The organism is Piscinibacter gummiphilus, from assembly GCF_002116905.1.
Classification (GTDB): domain Bacteria; phylum Pseudomonadota; class Gammaproteobacteria; order Burkholderiales; family Burkholderiaceae_C; genus Rhizobacter; species Rhizobacter gummiphilus.
In genome coordinates, this window is record NZ_CP015118.1 from 6,193,681 (window position 1) to 6,209,476 (window position 15,796).

Annotated in this window: 11 protein-coding genes and 2 tRNA genes; 10 read left to right on the forward strand and 3 right to left on the reverse strand. The window is 72.3% G+C overall.

What is annotated here, in order from left to right:
- Positions 1 to 3 precede the first annotated feature (3 nt).
- Entirely contained in the window at positions 4 to 1,065 is a 1,062-nt protein-coding gene (locus A4W93_RS28405) for a YheT family hydrolase (protein ID WP_085753807.1), read from the forward strand.
- Positions 1,065 to 1,613, forward strand: a complete 549-nt coding sequence (locus tag A4W93_RS28410; RefSeq protein ID WP_085753808.1) for a DUF2946 family protein — start codon at positions 1,065 to 1,067, stop codon at positions 1,611 to 1,613. Before A4W93_RS28405 ends, A4W93_RS28410 begins: the two co-directional genes overlap by 1 nt.
- A 58-nt stretch (positions 1,614 to 1,671) precedes the next feature.
- On the opposite strand, the gene A4W93_RS28415 is transcribed toward A4W93_RS28410, so the two are convergent.
- Positions 1,672 to 2,220 (reverse strand): c-type cytochrome, encoded by a 549-nt coding sequence (locus A4W93_RS28415; protein WP_237357641.1) that lies wholly within the window; start codon positions 2,218 to 2,220, stop codon positions 1,672 to 1,674.
- 128 nt (positions 2,221 to 2,348) lie between these two features.
- Here A4W93_RS28415 and A4W93_RS28420 point away from each other — a divergent pair.
- The 4 genes from A4W93_RS28420 (at position 2,349) to A4W93_RS28435 (ending at position 5,835) form a co-directional block, all read left to right on the forward strand.
- Positions 2,349 to 2,424: transfer RNA gene (locus A4W93_RS28420), tRNA-Arg, on the forward strand.
- 19 nt (positions 2,425 to 2,443) lie between these two features.
- Positions 2,444 to 2,519 (forward strand) — tRNA-Lys (locus A4W93_RS28425).
- A gap of 176 nt (positions 2,520 to 2,695) precedes the next feature.
- On the forward strand, positions 2,696 to 4,411 hold the full coding sequence (locus A4W93_RS28430) for an Hsp70 family protein (RefSeq protein ID WP_085753810.1): 1,716 nt from the start codon (positions 2,696 to 2,698) through the stop codon (positions 4,409 to 4,411).
- Positions 4,412 to 4,422: 11 nt separating this feature from the next.
- Positions 4,423 to 5,835, forward strand: coding sequence for a hypothetical protein (locus tag A4W93_RS28435; RefSeq protein WP_085753811.1), 1,413 nt, complete (start codon positions 4,423 to 4,425; stop codon positions 5,833 to 5,835).
- Here the strand turns inward: A4W93_RS28435 and A4W93_RS28440 are convergent.
- Complete coding sequence (locus tag A4W93_RS28440) at positions 5,765 to 6,970, reverse strand: MFS transporter (RefSeq protein ID WP_085753812.1); 1,206 nt, start codon at positions 6,968 to 6,970, stop codon at positions 5,765 to 5,767. The two genes, A4W93_RS28435 and A4W93_RS28440, sit on opposite strands and share 71 nt — an antisense overlap.
- Positions 6,971 to 7,261: 291 nt before the next feature.
- Between A4W93_RS28440 and A4W93_RS28445 the strand changes: the two genes are divergently transcribed.
- From A4W93_RS28445 to A4W93_RS28460, 4 genes are read left to right on the forward strand one after another with little or no spacing between them, the layout of a single operon-like run.
- Positions 7,262 to 10,327: an ATP-binding protein gene (locus A4W93_RS28445; protein ID WP_169726597.1), complete on the forward strand. Its 3,066-nt coding sequence runs from the start codon at positions 7,262 to 7,264 to the stop codon at positions 10,325 to 10,327.
- On the forward strand, positions 10,317 to 11,528 hold the full coding sequence (locus tag A4W93_RS28450; protein WP_085753814.1) for a cytochrome P450 family protein: 1,212 nt from the start codon (positions 10,317 to 10,319) through the stop codon (positions 11,526 to 11,528). The genes A4W93_RS28445 and A4W93_RS28450 overlap by 11 nt, the downstream gene beginning before the upstream one ends.
- A 23-nt stretch (positions 11,529 to 11,551) precedes the next feature.
- Entirely contained in the window at positions 11,552 to 13,510 is a 1,959-nt protein-coding gene (locus A4W93_RS28455) for a hypothetical protein (RefSeq protein WP_157131794.1), read from the forward strand.
- Positions 13,507 to 14,883: a Dyp-type peroxidase gene (locus A4W93_RS28460; RefSeq protein ID WP_085753816.1), complete on the forward strand. Its 1,377-nt coding sequence runs from the start codon at positions 13,507 to 13,509 to the stop codon at positions 14,881 to 14,883. The genes A4W93_RS28455 and A4W93_RS28460 overlap by 4 nt, the downstream gene beginning before the upstream one ends.
- Here the strand turns inward: A4W93_RS28460 and A4W93_RS28465 are convergent.
- A complete protein-coding gene (locus A4W93_RS28465) occupies positions 14,832 to 15,773 on the reverse strand; it encodes a LysR family transcriptional regulator (protein WP_085753817.1) in 942 nt (313 codons plus the stop codon). The genes A4W93_RS28460 and A4W93_RS28465 overlap by 52 nt on opposite strands.
- Between the last annotated feature and the right edge of the window lie 23 nt (positions 15,774 to 15,796).

Below are 15,796 nucleotides of genomic sequence, written 5' to 3' on the forward strand. Positions count from 1 at the left end.
CCCGTGGACAACTACCGCTCACCCGCGTGGCTCGCCGGCGACGGGGAGCTCGGGGGGCACCTGCAGACCATCTGGCCGGCGCTGTTCTCCACGCGCTACCAGGGGCCGCGCCCCGTCTTCCAGCGTGAACGCTGGACCACGCCCGACGGCGACTTCATCGACGTCGACCGCCAGGAGTTGCCCGGCGTCTCACCCGGCACCCCGCCCATCGCGCGGCCGCTGCTCGTGCTGTTCCACGGCCTGGAAGGTTCGTCGGCCAGCCACTACGCCCAGGCCTTCGCGAACTGGTCGCGCGAGAACGGCTGGCGCTTCGCCGTGCCGCACTTCCGTGGCTGCTCGGGCGAGATGAACCTCGCGCCGCGGGCTTACCACTCGGGTGACTACGAGGAGATCGGCTGGATCCTCGACCGCATGCGTGCCGAACACGCCGGCCCGATCGTCGCGGTGGGCGTCTCGCTCGGTGGCAACGCGCTGCTGCGCTGGACGGAGGAGGCGGGAACGGAAGCCTCGCGCAACGTGTCGGCCGTGGCCGGCATCTCGGCCCCGCTCGACCTCGCCGCCGGCGGCGCGGCCATCGGCCGCGGCGTGAACCGCCAGATCTACACGCGCATGTTCCTGAAGACGATGCTGCCGAAGGCGCTGCGCAAGGCCGCGCAGTTCCCGAAGCTGCTGGACGTGCGCACGCTGCGCCAGGTGCGCGACCTCTACCAGTTCGACAACGTCTTCACCGCGCCGCTGCACGGCTTCCGCAACACCGAGGACTACTGGGCGCGGGGCTCGGCCAAGCCGCACCTGCACCGCATCCGCGTGCCGGCGCTCGTGGTCAACGCGCTCAACGACCCGTTCGTGCCGGGGCATTCGCTGCCGCAGCGTGGCGAGGTGGGCGCGTTCGTCACGCTCTGGCAGCCGAAACATGGCGGCCACGTCGGCTTCCCGCGCGGCCGCTGGCCGGGCCACGTGCTGACCTTGCCGGAGCAGGTGATGGGGTGGTTGTCCGGCCATGTGGCGGTGGCCGCGTCCGCGGGCCAGAATGATCCCTCCGTCCCCCCACCAGGAGTTTCGTGATGGACGACATCGTCAAGGCAGCCCTGAAGAAGTGGCCCAACGTCCCCGACTGCTACGGCTGGCTCGCGCTGGACGCGCGCGGCGACTGGTACATGCGTGACGACCGCATCCAGGCCGCCGGCCCGTTCCCACGGGTCAAGGGCAGCCGCATCGTCCACGACAAGCTGCGCGAATTCATCGAACGCAACTACGAGGCCGACGAGGCCGGTGCCTGGTTCTTCCAGAACGGCCCGCAGCGCGTCTACGTCGAACTCGAGGCCGCGCCCCACGTCTGGCGGCTGCACGCCGTGCCGGGCCGCGCGCCCACGCTGCGCAGCCATGCCGGCCGCGATGCGGTGTACGAAGGTGCGTGGCTCGACGAACACGACCGCCTGTTCGTCGCCACCGACATCGGCCTCGGCATCGTGCACACGCTCGACATGGAAACGGCCGCCGACGCGGTGGAGCAGGGGCACTGGTCGCCCGAGACCTCCACCGTCGCCGCACTGGCCGAACGGTTCGGGCACACGCTGAGTCCGCAGGCGGAGCAAAGCGAACGGGTGCGATAGACGCGCATAAAAAAACCGGCCCTCACGGGGCCGGTCTTCCTGGTGACGAACCGCGCGCTTACTGCGCCGCGGACGCCGCCGCCGAAGCGGCATCGGCAGCCACCGGCGCCTTCGGCTCGGCGAACTTGCCACCACCCTGATTCGCCAGGTGAACCACGGCGCGGGCGATCTCGAAGTCGCTGAAGTCGCCGCCACCTTGCGGCGACATGGCGCCCTTGCCCTTGAGGGCGCTGTGCAGCAGACCGTCGAAGCCTTGCGCGAGGCGCGGGCCCCAGGCCGCGGCGTCGCCGATCTTCGGCGCACCGGCCGCGCCGGTGGCGTGGCAGGCGGCGCACTGGGCCGTGAAGACCTGCTCCCCGGTCTTCAGCGTGGAGAGGTCGGAAGCGTCCTTCACCTCGGGCGCGCCGGCCACCGGGGCGATGCGCTTCGCGATGGCTTCGGCCGACATGCCGTCGCTGCCCGCGGCGGGCTTGTTCTCGGCGGCCACGTAGTTGGCCAGCAGGATGATGCCGATGATCGGCACGAGGAAGGCGAATACCACGGCCCAGATGAGCTGCTTCGGCGTCTTGATGGGCCCTTCGTGCGGGGCGTCGTGATCAGATGTCATGTGGACTTCGGCCATGGATTCCTCGACTGCGGGGGATAACCTTGCGCGGGGTGCGTAACCTCGGATTATATGGCGGCCAACCGCCGCCTTGGGAAAGCGTGCCGCGCACTGTTAGAATCGCCGTCTTCGCGTCCGTAGCTCAATGGATAGAGTACTGCCCTCCGAAGGCAGGGGTTGCTGGTTCGATCCCAGCCGGACGCGCCATCTCCCGGAAAAGAATTCGGGGCTCTTAGCTCAGTTGGTAGAGCAGCGGACTCTTAATCCGTAGGTCGAGTGTTCGAGTCACTCAGGGCCCACCACTTCTTCTGAAGAAGCGAAGCCTCCGTCGGCAACGACGGAGGCTTTCTGCTTTCTGCTTTCTGCTTTCAATCCGCCTCCTCCGCGACCTGCATCACGCTTCGCCACGGCGGGTCATCCTCCGGACGACCGTGCACGGTAGGATGCCTCCCAACAAAAATGACGGGGGGAGGGCCTCGTGATCATCGGGATCGACCTGGGAACCACCAACAGCCTGGTGGCGGTCTGGAAAGACGGGCAGTCGGAGCTGATCCGCAACGGTCTGGGCGACGCGCTCACGCCGTCCTGCGTGAGCCTCGACGACGACGGCACGGTGCTGGTCGGCAAGGCCGCGCGCGAGCGGTTGCAGACGCATCCGGACCGCAGCGCGGCGCTCTTCAAGCGGCACATGGGCAGCAACAAGACGCTGCGCCTGGGCAAGCGCGACTTCCGTCCGGAGGAGCTCTCCGCGCTGATCCTCAAGTCGCTGAAAGCCGATGCCGAGGCGGCGCTCGGTGAACCGGTGACCGAAGCGGTCATCACGGTGCCGGCCTACTTCTCCGACGCGCAGCGCAAGGCCACGCGCGCCGCCGGCCAGCTGGCCGGCCTCAAGGTGGACCGGCTGCTGAACGAACCCACCGCGGCGGCGCTCGCCTACGGCATGCACCTGCGCGGCGAGGAAGCGCGCTTCCTCGTCTTCGACCTCGGCGGCGGCACGTTCGACGTGTCCATCCTCGAGCTGTTCGAGGGCGTGATGGAGGTGCGGGCGTCCGCGGGCGACAACTTCCTCGGCGGCGAGGACTTCGTCACGCGCCTGGTCGACCTGTTCTTCGAACGCCTGTCGCTGCCCGAGAAGCTGCGCAAGGACGAGCGCTTCATGCAGCGCGTGCGCGCGTCGGCCGAGACCGCGAAACGCGAACTCAGCTCGTCACCGAAGGCCGCGATGCGGGTCGGGCACGACCAGGCCGAGCACGTGCTGGAGCTCGACGACGCGCTGCTGGAACAGGCCTGCGCGCCGTTGCTCAAGCGCCTGCGCGCGCCCATCGAACGCGCGCTGCGCGACGCCAACCTGCGCAGCAGCGAGCTCGACAACGTGGTGCTCGCGGGCGGTGCGACCCGCATGCCCATCGTGCGCCGCCTCGTGACGATGATGTTCGGCCGCTTCCCCGCCGTGGACCTCAACCCCGACGAGGTGGTGGCGCTGGGCGCGGCCGTGCAGGCCGGCCTGCTGGCCCGCGACGCCGCGCTGAACGAGGTCGTGATGACCGACGTGTCGCCGTACTCGCTCGGCGTGGAAGTGGGCATGCGGCTGGGGCCCGCCAACGTGTCGCAGGGCCACTTCGACCCGGTCATCGAACGCAACAGCCCCGTGCCCATCAGCCGGGTCAAGCAGTACGTGCCCCTGGCCGAAGGCCAGGCCGGGCTCGACCTGCAGATCTACCAGGGCGAGGCACGGCTCGTGCGCGACAACATCCACCTGGGCACCCTGAAGGTGCCGCTGCCGCGCGGGCCGATCCACGAGAGCGCCGTCGACGTGCGCTTCACGTACGACGTCAACGGCCTGCTGCAGGTGGAGGCCACCGTGGGGAAGACGGGGCACACGGCGAGCCTGCTGATCGAAGGCAACCCGGGCCTGCTGTCGGAGCCCGAGATCGCGACCCTGCTCGCCTCGTTGGCCGAACTGAAGATCCACCCCCGGGACCGCCTGGAGAACCGCACGCTGATGGCCCGCGCCGAGCGGCTCTACGAGCAGTACCGCGGTGACGACCGGCAGCGCCTCGGCATGGAGATCCTCAAGTTCGAGCAGCTGCTCGCCACGCAGGACCCCCGCGCCATCGCGCCGGGGCGCCGTGAGTTCGAGGCCCTGATCGACCACCTCGACCGGCACAGCGTCCTCGACGGCGGCCCGGCCTGAGGGCGGCGGACATGCCCTACGTGCCCTCCAGCGTCCGCGCGCTCGGTCTCGACGCGGACGCCGACGAACGTGCCATCCGCCGGGCCTACGCCCAACGGCTGAAGCAGATCGACCCGGCGGCCGACCCCGCCGGCTTCCAGACGCTGCGGGAACACTACGAGGCCGCGCTCGTGTGGGTGAAGCACCGGGCCCGGCACGACGAACTCGCCGAGGTCACCGACGACGGCGGTGCACCACCGCCAGTCGAACTCGCGGATCCGCCGCCTCCGGAGGTCCCCGACGAACCCGCGGCGCCCCAGGCCCCGCCCGGCCAGGAAACAGGCGACCAGGTGTTCGCGGTCTTCGCCGAACGGGCCGCCGCCGGCTTCGAGGACGAGGCGGCGGCGCAAGCCGCGCTGGAACAGGCGCTGGCGGACGATCGCCTCGTCCACCTCGAGGCCCGCACCTGGTTCGAGTGGCGCGTGGTCTGCCTGCTCCTCGACGGCTGGCGTCCGGGCCACGAGTTCCTCTTCGGGCCCGCATGCGCCTGCTTCCATTGGGAAGAGGAGCGCCGCCGCCTCGGCATGTTCGGCCAGGCGGGCGGCCTGCTCGACGCGGCCATCACCGAGAAGCTCACGTTCTTCCGGCAGCCGGCCTACCACTTCGACGTGCAGCGCAAGGCCATCCGCCGGTTGCGGGACAGCAGCCGGCCGTCGACGCGCACGCTGAAGGACGAGATGCCGATGGTCCACATGCTGGTGCAGCGGTATCCGCACTGGCTGCGGCTCATCACGTCGCAGGAGAACATCCGCAACTGGCACCAGTGGTTCGAGGAACTGCCGGCGGCAGAGCGCGACGCCGTGAAGGCGACGGGGGGTTCACCCGCCGCGGCGCCCAGCGAGTCGGGCAGTTCCGTGCCGTGGTACCTGATCCTGCTGCTCGCGTTCCTCGTGATCAAGGTCCTGTCGATGCTGGGCGGATCGTCGCCGCCCCGCTACACCGCGCCCCCCATCACGCACAGCGCACCCGCGGCCCCCGCGTTCTCCCCCGACGGAAAATTCCTGGCGCCCGCATGGCCCGCGACACGGGAGCCGCTGTACAGGCCCGAAGACCTCGTGCAGCCGCCACCCCCACCCCCGCCGGCGAAGAAGCCCGCGACCCGCCCCGAAGCGCCAGCGAAGCTGACGCTGGACGTGCCCCGCAACCGCGTGGAGGAGGAGATGGCCCGGGTGCACGAGATGAGGCTGGGCAAGACGCCGCGCCCCCCGCCACCGGCCTTCCCGCCGACGGACCTCCGGACGTTCCCCACGCACCTGCCCGAGATGGAGCCGCTCCTCCGGCCGCCGCGCACGCTCACCGACGGCAAGGCGGACCTCAGCGGTGGCGGCCGGACCCCACCCTCGGAATCCAGTACGCCAGCTGACCCGCCGCCGCCAGCGCAATGAGCCCCGTGGCGGCGATGCCCGCGCCGAGCGACAGCGTGGCCGCCAGGAACGACAGCAGCGCCGGCCCGCACGAGGACCCGATGTCGGCCATCAGCCGCCACACGCCGAGGAAGTGCGCGCGGCCGGGCCGCGGCGAATGGTCGGCGCCGAGGGTCATCACCATGCCCGAGCCGATGCCGTTGCCGAAACCGAGCACGCCGGCGGCGATCAGCAGCGTCATCGCGCCCTGCGTGAACGGCATCGCCAGCAGGGCCGCGGCCATCGTGACCATCGCCGGCACCGCCACCCAGCGGCGGCCCTTGAGGTCCATCACCTTGCCGGCCGGGTAGAACACGAGCATGTCGATGCCGCCCGCGAGGCCGTAGATCAGCGAGGCCACCGACGGCTCGAGCCCGAGGTGGTCGGCCCACAGCGGGATGATGGCCTGCCGGCTCGCCCGCACCGCGCTCACGAGCATGATGCCGATGCCCAGCGTGACGAAGACGTGGCGGTGGTCGCGCATCGTGGACCACAGCGTGGGCGCCTGCACCACCGGGGCGTCGGTGGCGGGCAGGGCGTGGCTGTCCTCGAGGTCGGGGATGCGCGCGGCGACCAGCCCCGCCAGCACCAGCGCGACGATGCCCACCCCGTACGCGCCCACGAGGCCGAACGTGTGGATCGCGGCCGCCGCGACGAACGGGCCGATGAACAGGCCGATGCGCATCACCCCGCCGAGCGTGGACAGCGCCCGCGCGCGGAACTCGGGCGGCACGGCCTCGGTGAGGTAGCTCTGGCGGGCCAGGCTGAACACGGCCTGCGACATGCCGATCATGAAACTCGCGACGAGGAACACGCCCAGGTGGTCCGTCCACCCGCACAGCGCCATCGCGATGGCGCACCAGACCGCCGCGGCCACGATGGCCCAGCGTTCGCCGCGGCGCATCGTGATGATCGACGCGGGGATGTTGCTCACCATCGAGCCGATGCCGATCAGCATCACGACCAGGGCGGCCACCGGCACCGAGGCGCCCAGGTCGCGGGCCGTGAGCGGAATCACGGGCAGGATGGCCCCTTCACCGATGCCGAACAGCAGCGAGGGCCCGAAGGCCGGGAGCGCGATGCGGCGCAGGGAGAACGAGGGGTCGGAGGAGGCCACGGGGTCGGGAAGGTCGCGATGCGGGCGCCGGTCGTGCGCCGCGTGACGTCCATTGTCCGGCGTCGGCCCGAACCCTGCCGGCGGTGGGTCTTGCGCAACGCCTCCCCCTGTTTGCGGAGGCCACAAACCCGGCACGGCTGCTAGAGTTCAGAAAGCCCTGGCAGCACCAGAAACGGGGCACATCAGGGGGAACTGATGGGCATGTGTTCCGCATGTGGCCGCCCGCGGCCCGACAGCGAGCGATTCTGTCCGCACTGCCAGCCGGCCTTGGCGGCAGGGGCGGTGCCCTCCATGCCCCCGTCGGTCCGTCCTGCGGAATCCCGGAAGCAGGCCACCATCCTCTTCTGCGACGTGTGCGGCTCCACCGCCAGCATCCAGCACCTCGACGTCGAGGAAGCCCGCGACTACCTGCTGCAAGCCACGCAGCTGATGTGCGACGCCGTGGCGGCCTACGGCGGCAACGTGTTCCGCATCGACGGCGACGGCGTGCTGGTCGTGTTCGGCGCGCCGCTGGGCCAGGAGGACCAGGCCCAGCGCGCCTGCCTCGCCGCCGCCGAGATCCAGCGGCGCGCGGCCGCGCGGTCGGCCACCGGCCGCCCGCTCGTCACCCGCGCCGGCATCAATTCGGGCGAGGTCATCGTGTGGCGCGACCCCGGCTCGAACACCGACCGGGTCGACGGCAAGAGCATCCACCTCGCCAAGCGCCTGCAGGAGTTCGCCCGGCCCGGCACCGTCGTGCTGAGCGGCGCGACGCACCGGTTGCTGGCCGGACAGGTCGACGACACGCCCCTCGGCACCCACGAGCTGCGCGACGTGGGCAAGATCGCGCTGTTCGAGCTGTGTGGCACGGCGCAGCATTCGGCCGTCGACCCGCTGGCCCGCCGCCGCCAGCTGGGGCCCTTGGTGGGCCGCCAGCACGCGCTCGACACGCTGGCCCAGGTCGAACGGCAGGTGCGGGCCGGCCGCCTGCGGGTCATCGGCCTGCGGGGCGAGGCCGGCATCGGCAAGTCGCGCGTGGCCTCCGAGTACGCGCAGGCGCTGCGCGACGCCGGCTTCCGGGACCACTGGGTGTGCGGCCGCGCCTACACCACCCACCTGCCGTACGCTGTCATCGCCGAGCTGCTGCACACGCTGATGGGCGTGCCCGACACCGACCCCGCGCACCAGCGCGACGCCGTGCGGGCCATCGTCGCGGGCTGGCCCGCGGACCGGCGCCTGCACTGGGCCGCCGCGGCCGACCTGCTCGACATCGGCGAGCACGACGCGAGCCTCGACGCGATGCCGCCCGCGCAACGCCTGCGCAACATCGTCGAGACCGTGGTCGCCCTCGCGGTCGAACGGGCCGCCGAAGCGCCGCTGCTGATCGTCATCGACGACATCTACCTGGCCGACCGCGAGAGCCTGCGCCTGCTCGAGTCCCTCGCCCGCCGGGTGGAACACCACCGGGTGCTGCTGTGCGCCACCTACCGGCAGGACTTCGTCCACCGCTGGGGTTCCGCGCCGTGGTTCAGCGAACACTGGATCGGGCCGCTCGAGTCCGGCGACATGGTGGACCTCGCCCACGCGCTGCTCGGCGCGGACGCGCGGCTCGGGCCCGTGGTCGACGCCCTCGTCGAACGGGCCGACGGCAACCCGTTCTTCCTCGAGCAGATGGCCATGACCCTCGTCGACGACGGCACGCTCGTCGGCGCGCCCGGCGACTACCACCTGGGCGCCGCCGGCGCCGAGGTGCGTCTGCCGGCCTCGATCGCCGCGGTGATCGGCGCGCGGGTCGACCGCCTGCCCGCCGCGGCGCAGGGCGCCCTCGAGGCCGCGGCCATCGTCGCGCGGCCCATCACCGGGCCGGTGGTGGGTGCGATGCTCGGCATGCCCGCCGACGAGGCGGAGCTGTGCCTCGCCGCCGCGCAGTCGTCCGGCCTGCTGGTGGCGCAGCCGCCGGCCGATCCCGGGGCCTTCCAGCGCTTCGAGTTCCGCCACGCCCTCGTGCAGGACGCCGTCATGGCGACACTGACCCGGCCGCGGCGCAAGGCCCTGCACCGCGCCGCATTCGACGCACTGGCCCGCCACTTCGCCGACCAGCTCGCCGAACAGGCCGCCGTGCTCGCGCACCACGCCTACGACGGCGAAGCCTGGGCCCAGGCCGCGGGCTTCGCGCTGCGGGCGATGGCCCGCGCCATCGCCTGTTCCGCCTACCGCGATGCGCTGCGCCTGTTCACGCAGGGCCTGGACGCCTCGCGCCGCATCGACGACACGACGGGGCGCCTCGCGAGCGAACTCTCGCTGCGCATGAAGGTGCTCGGCGCGCAGCTGCCGCTCGGCCAGACCGACGACATCGTCACCAACCTCGAGCGTGCCGAGGCCATCACGCAGGAACTCGGCGACACGCGCCGCCAGGCCGGCGTGCTGCTGCAGCTCGCGGTGGTGCTGTGGATCAGCGGCTCGTACCGGCACGGCCTCGAGGTGGCGAGCCGCGCCGCGGACACGGCCGCCACCGCCGGCAGCCCGAGCGTGCGCATGGCGGCGATGCAGGCCCGCCTGCTGCTGCATCACGCGCTGGGCCTGTACGACCAGGTGGTCTTCATCGCCCGCCAGATCGAACGCGAGTTCGGCAACGACCAGGGGATGCGCCAGATCATGCCGGGCTGGGCCGTGGTGGCGAACGTGAACCTGCGCACCTTCCTCGCCGACGTGCTGTGGCGCATGGGCCGGCTCGACGAGGCCCAGGCGTCGTGCGACGAGGCCTACCGTGAGCTCGCGTCGCAGGACCACGCCTTCTCGCGCGTGCTGGTCGACTTCGTGCAGGCCGAGGTGTGGATGGCCCAGGACCGCCACGCCGACGCCCTGCTGCTGCTGCGCTCGACGCTGATCTCGTGCCAGTCCAACGACCTCACGAGCATGCTGCCGCCGGTGCTCGCGATCCTCGCCGGCTGCATGGCCGTGTGCGGCCAGCCGGCCGAGGCCGTGACGCTGCTCGAGGACGCCATCGAAGGCAAGCTGCCCGACACGGGCGGCCGCTACAACGCGTACTACTTCCCCAAGTACCTCGCGATCGCGCTCGCACGGGCGAACCGCCTGGACGAGGCGGTGGTCGCCGCGCAACAGGCGAGGGCAGCGGCCGCGAACTTCGAGCAGGCGGGCCACGAGGCCGACGCCCTCGTGATCCTGGCCGAGATCGAGGCCGACGCCGGCCACCTGCGCGAGGCCCATGCGCACTTCGACGCGGCCCTGTCGCTCGTGCGCTCGCGCGGCATCGTGGCGCTCGAGCGGCGCTGCGAGACCGGGCTCGAGCGCACCGCGGTGCTCGAACACCACCTGGCCCACACCGACCACTTCCACGGGAGCGACGATGGCGAATGACGGTCTTCTCCGGCGCATCGGGTACGGCGTCGTCAGCGCGCTCGTGCACCAGCCGGCGCTGCTGCGCTGGGCCGGCGCGGCGATCCGGCGCTCGCCGTTCCTCGAGGGCACGCTGCCCATCGTCGTGCGCGGCACAGCCGCGCGCCGCGTGTTCACGCGGGCGGCCAGCTACTCGAACACGTCGCACGCGCCGAACCTCGTCGCGGGCGAGTTCCTGATCGGCCTGGAAAGCGGCCCGCGGCACGAGGCGGAACGCGAACTCGCCACCCGCCTGCTCGCGACGCCGGACGCCTGCGGAGACAGTGCCGCCCAGGCGGCCCACGCGCGGGCGACGAACCTGCCGCCCTCGTTCGACCTGATCGACGACTACCTCACCCACGTGGCGTGGGCCGGCATGCGGCCCATCTTCCGCGGAGCCGCCGTGGACCTCGAGGAGGCCCCCGCCACGCCCCAGGCGTGGCAGGCGTTCTTCCGCGAGATGCGCTACCCCGGCGCCCACCTGATCGTCGGCGGCCTGGCATCGCGCGCCGTGCAGCTGCGCGCGGAGGTCCACGCGAACGCGTTGCGCCAGCGCGTGCGACGCCACGCCGCCGCGCTGTCCACCGCCTGGGGGCTGCCGAACGACACGCTGCTCGAACGCACCGCGGTCGGCCTGATGTGGGTCGGCCACCCGGCCACGGTGCAGGCCGGTGCGCTGGTGATGCAGGAGCTGCTGCAGCGGCCCGAGGTGTACGGCCCGCTGCACGACCAGGCCCGGCAACTCGACGCGGCGGCCTTCCGCCTCGAGGTGCGCAAGCACGTGATCGAGGCGCTGCGCTTCCGGCCGCCGTTCCCGCTGCTGCTGCGGGACGTGCCGCGCGACACCGCGTACGCGCTCGACGGGGACCGCCGCGTGGCCACCGCCGCAGGCGCGCGGGTCACGCTGATGAGCCCCGCCGCGATGTTCGATCCGGAGGGCAGGGACCCGAAAGCCGTTTGCCCGTTCCATGCCGGCCGGACGGACTTCCCGTCCGGCCCCTACCACCTCGTCTTCGGGCACGGCTCGCGCCACTGCATCGCACAGGACCACGTCGTGGAGATCCTCACGTCGGCCCTCGCCGGGCTGCTCGCGCTGGAGCGGCTCACGTGGGCCGACCTCGCGTGGCGGCGGATGCGCTACGACGGTCCCATCATCAGCCGCATGCGGCTCAAGGTCCGCTGACGCGGCCCCAAGGAAAGGCGCCGATGGTCCGCCATCAAATGCTCTGCATCGTGGCCCCGGTCTCCGCCGGCCAGGCCGACCAGGTGGCTCGCGACCTGGACCCCACCCGCACCACCCCGCTCGGCGACGACTGCAGGGCGCTCTGCGAAACCCTGGGTTTCGTCCACTTCGCCTGCCTCGCCGTGCTGCCGCCGATCGACGGGCGACCCTCGCTGCTGCTGGAGCTGGCCGTCGACCCGGGCCTCGGCCCCGACGCGGTGGTGGACGCCCTCGTGCGCAAGGGCACGCACCTGCTCTGCCGCCTCTTCGACCTCCCGGCGGACCCCGAGGCCCTGCGCAGCTGGCTGTCCAGGCACCTGAGCCCGGCCGACGGCGGCTACATCGGCGTGCGCGACCGGTCGGTGTCTCAGATCCGCGCGGAGGCGAAGCTGTTCGTCGCGGTGCGCACGGCGGTGGCATCGGCACGCACCGGGCTGCTGCGGCAGCAGGAGCCGCCCACGAGCCAGCGACTGGCCCACGCGGCCCGCGGGGTCGTCCAGCATCCCGACCACGCCTTCGCGACCACCCCGTCGCCACGCAGCTTCTGGCGGTCGACGGACCTGTCGACCCCCCTGCGCGTGGCGCTCATCCTGCTGAAGCTGGTCCTGCCCGCGCTGCTCGTGGCGATGTTGCTGGCGGGGGTGCTCGCCACGATCGGCAGCACGGCCATCGCGGCCGGCAGCCTCGTGGTCGGAACGAAAACGGTGCTGGGCCCGCCGGTGTTCCTGTCCTTCGACCGGTATGCCGATTGGGCGCTCGGGTACGTGATCGTCTCGCTCGTGGTGCTGTACGCCGTCACCGCCGCGCTGCGGGCCGGGGTGATCCCCATCGCGAGCGGTTTCCTGGTGGCCGCCGTCGCGCTGTTCGGCTTCCTCGTGCTGCCGTGGGTCCTGCCGGGTTCCGGGGGCTACCTCGACAAGCTGTGGCACTTCGGGGGCGCCATCGGCATCCTCTCGGCCTGGGGCGTCGGGGTGCTGCTGTACGTGGCCGGGGTGGTGCTCGGCGCCCTGGTCCTGGCGGCCGCGGCCCTGCTCGTGGTGCCGCCGCACCTCGGGCCGCCGGTGCTGCTGCCCGTGACGGCCGCGCTGCTGGCGGCGGAGGCCCTCGTGCTGGACGCGCTGCTGGGCTGGCTCGCGCACGGAGAACCCGCCCGGCATGTCCTCGCCCTGGAGGCGCTGGGGCAGGCCGGGCCCCGGGCCCACACGGCCGTGCTGCTCCTGCTGACGCTGTTCCTCGTGATCGCCGCCGTCGTGCTGCGTGTCGTGTGGGTCGGACTGAGCCGCGCGGGCAAGCGCCTGGACGGCTTCAACAAGGTGACGCCGCACGAGACCCCGGCCGTGCAGCAGACGCATCCCAGCATCGAGGCCTGCGAAGCGTCGCTCGCCACCAAGGTGGGCCACATGATCAGCGTGACCGACGTGCGGTCCCGGCTGCACGGCACGGCGCTGCGCCTGCTGATGCGCTTCATCATGTTCCTCGGCGAGTCGTGGTTCACCGAGGCGCGGCTCGGCAACGCCGAGGGCATCAAGTTCGGCCACTGGCACCTCATCGACGGAGGCCGCCGGCTGATCTTCTGCAGCAACTTCGACGGCGAGTTCGGCGCCTACCTCGACGAATTCATCCTCGGCGCCTCCGACGGCATCAACCTCACCTGGCGCTGGACCGAACTGCGCACGCGCGACCCCGCCGCGGAGGGCCAGCCCGGGGTGACCCGCGCACGGCGCTTCCCGCCCACGCGGTGGTTCGCGTTCGGCGGCTGCAAGCACGAGCAGTGGTTCAAGGCCTATGCCCGCGACAGCATGGTGCCGCACCTGTTCCGCTACGAGGCCTACAACCACTCCAACCAGGACATCACCCGCGCCACGCGCCTGCGCGACGCACTGGCGGCCCCGTCGCCAGACCTGCTGCAGGACGACCGGATCATGCGGGCCGCCGAATCATGAACACGCCCCCACGCCAGACCGTCCCCGACCTGCAGGCCCACGCCGGCGACATCCAGGCCATCCTCGGGTCGGGCTTCATGCCGCTGCGCCACGGGGCCTACCGGCTGTACCAGGTGACCGACCGCGGCGCCGCCCGTCGGTGGCTGCGCGCCGTGGTGGACAGCGGCCTCGTCAAGGCGGTCAGCCAGCTCGGCCGCGACGACGCCAACCTCGACCGGCCGCACCATCACGACGAGATCGCGATGCTCGCCTTCTCCCATGCGGGGCTGGCCGCGCTCGGACTCGTCGCGAGCGGTGACTTTCCGTTCCCGACGCCGTTCGTGCGCGGCCCGCGCGCCGGCCGCTGGCCCGACGACGTGCACGTGCTGCTCGCCCACTACCAGGACCGTGCGGGCACGGGCCACCCCCTGCTGAACCCCGAGGCCTCGTCCGGCCTGGCGCTGCGGCAGGAGGTCCTGACCTGCCCGAGCTACATCGGCCCCGGCGGCCGGTCCACCGAACCGTTCGGCTTCCGCGACGGCGTGGCGCAGCCGCAGATCGACGGCCTGCGGCGCCGTCCGCGGGAGGCCTCGGGGCCACTGGCCGGCGACCACCTCGTGGCCCCGGGCGAGTTCATCCTCGGCCACCGCAACGAATACGGCGAACTCGCCTACTGCCCCGACGTCGCCGGCTGGAACCCCGACGGCGGCGGGCGTTTCGCGATGAACGGCAGCTACCTCGCCGTGCAGCAGATCGTGCAGCACGTGCAGCGCTTTCGCGATTTCGAGGCGGCGCAGCCGCCCACCCGGCCTGGCGCGCCCACGCTGACCGAGCAGATGGTGGGCCGCCACAAGGACGGCAAGCCGCTGGTCGCGTGCCCCGTCCCGCACGCCCACGACGACCCCGCGCACGACCACTTCCGCTACCGCGTCGAGGACTTCGACGGCCTGCAGTGCCCGCGCGGCGCGCACGTGCGCCGCGCGAACCCGCGCGACATGCTGGGCTGGGACGTCGAGTCGGGCATCGCCACCGCGAAGCTGCACCGCCTGCTGCGCCGCGGCCGCGTCTACGCCGGCCCGTCGAACGCCGCGGACCTGCCCACGCCCGAGGGCGACCCGGGACCGGCCGAGGGCCTGTTCTTCATGGCCCTGAACGCCGACCTCGAGCGGCAGTTCGAACTCGTCGAGTCGCGCTGGCTCGTCAACCGCCGTTTCGCCGACCTGGCGGACGAGGACGACTTCGCCGGCTCGAAGCCGAAGGTCCGCGCCTTCACCGCACAGGGCCTGCCCACCGGGCAGCGGCACGACGGCCTCTCGCCGTTCACCACGCTGGTGGGCACGGGCTACTTCTTCGTGCCCTCGCTGCGCGCACTGGACTTCATGGCCAGGGACTGATCGGCGCAGGTCTCCCGGACGCAGCCCCGCAGCCAGCGGTGCGCCGGATCACCGTCGAGCCGTGGGTGCCAGAGCAGCGAGACCGTGATCTCCGGCACGGCCAGCGGCAGCGCGAAACTGGAGAGCCCCGACCGCAGCCCCGCCGTGTGGCGATCGGGGACGGTGGCCACGAGGTCGGTGGCGCGGGCCAGCGACAGCGCGGACGCGAAGCCGGCCACGGTCGCGGCGACATCCCGCACCCGGCCCGCCGCGGCCAGGGCCTCGTCGACCGGTCCCCTCCGGTCCGGCGTGCCGCGCACGATCGCGACGTGGCGGGCGGCGAGGTAGCGCTCCGGCGTGACCCGGCCCTTGGCCAGCGGATGCCCGGCGCGCACCACCCCGACGAAACGGTCCCGGAACAGCGCCTGCGTCCGCAGCTCGGGGCCCGCCGAGCGACCCACGACACCCGTCTCCAGGTCGGCCGAACCATCGCGCAGCGGCGTGCTGTCCTTGTCGGGCTTCGGCAGGAAACGCAGGCGCACCCCCGGCGCCTCGGCGGCCAGCCGGGCCAGCAGCGCGGGGCCGAAGGTGTCGACGAACCCTTCGCTGCTCCGCAGCGTGAACGTGCGCTCGAGGCGGGCGGGGTCGACCGGGGCGGCCGGGCGCAGCGCCGCCTCGGCCTCGGCCACGAGGCAGCCCACCTGCTCGCGGAGTTCGATCGCCCGGGGGGAGGGCACGAGCCCGCGCCCCGCCCGCACCAGCAGCGGGTCGCCGGTGGTCTCGCGCAGCCGCGCGAGCGCCCGGCTCATGGCCGACGGGCTCAGCCGCAGCCGGCGCGCGGCGCGGGCGACGCTGCCTTCGGCCAGCAGCACATCGAGGGTGAACAGCAGGTTGAGGTCGGGGCGTGACATGGCGTCTCGTGCAGGTATTCAAT

What these genes read in the sequence shown, in the direction of transcription:
- A4W93_RS28410 (WP_085753808.1), top strand. Translation starts at nt 1,065, where the DNA reads ATGGACGACATCGTCAAGGCAGCCCTGAAGAAGTGGCCCAACGTCCCC.
- A4W93_RS28415 (WP_237357641.1), bottom strand. Translation starts at nt 2,220, where the DNA reads ATGACATCTGATCACGACGCCCCGCACGAAGGGCCCATCAAGACGCCG.
- A4W93_RS28435 (WP_085753811.1), top strand. Translation starts at nt 4,423, where the DNA reads ATGCCCTACGTGCCCTCCAGCGTCCGCGCGCTCGGTCTCGACGCGGAC.
- A4W93_RS28445 (WP_169726597.1), top strand. Translation starts at nt 7,262, where the DNA reads ATGCCCCCGTCGGTCCGTCCTGCGGAATCCCGGAAGCAGGCCACCATC.
- A4W93_RS28450 (WP_085753814.1), top strand. Translation starts at nt 10,317, where the DNA reads ATGGCGAATGACGGTCTTCTCCGGCGCATCGGGTACGGCGTCGTCAGC.
- A4W93_RS28455 (WP_157131794.1), top strand. Translation starts at nt 11,552, where the DNA reads ATGGTCCGCCATCAAATGCTCTGCATCGTGGCCCCGGTCTCCGCCGGC.
- A4W93_RS28460 (WP_085753816.1), top strand. Translation starts at nt 13,507, where the DNA reads ATGAACACGCCCCCACGCCAGACCGTCCCCGACCTGCAGGCCCACGCC.
- A4W93_RS28465 (WP_085753817.1), bottom strand. Translation starts at nt 15,773, where the DNA reads ATGTCACGCCCCGACCTCAACCTGCTGTTCACCCTCGATGTGCTGCTG.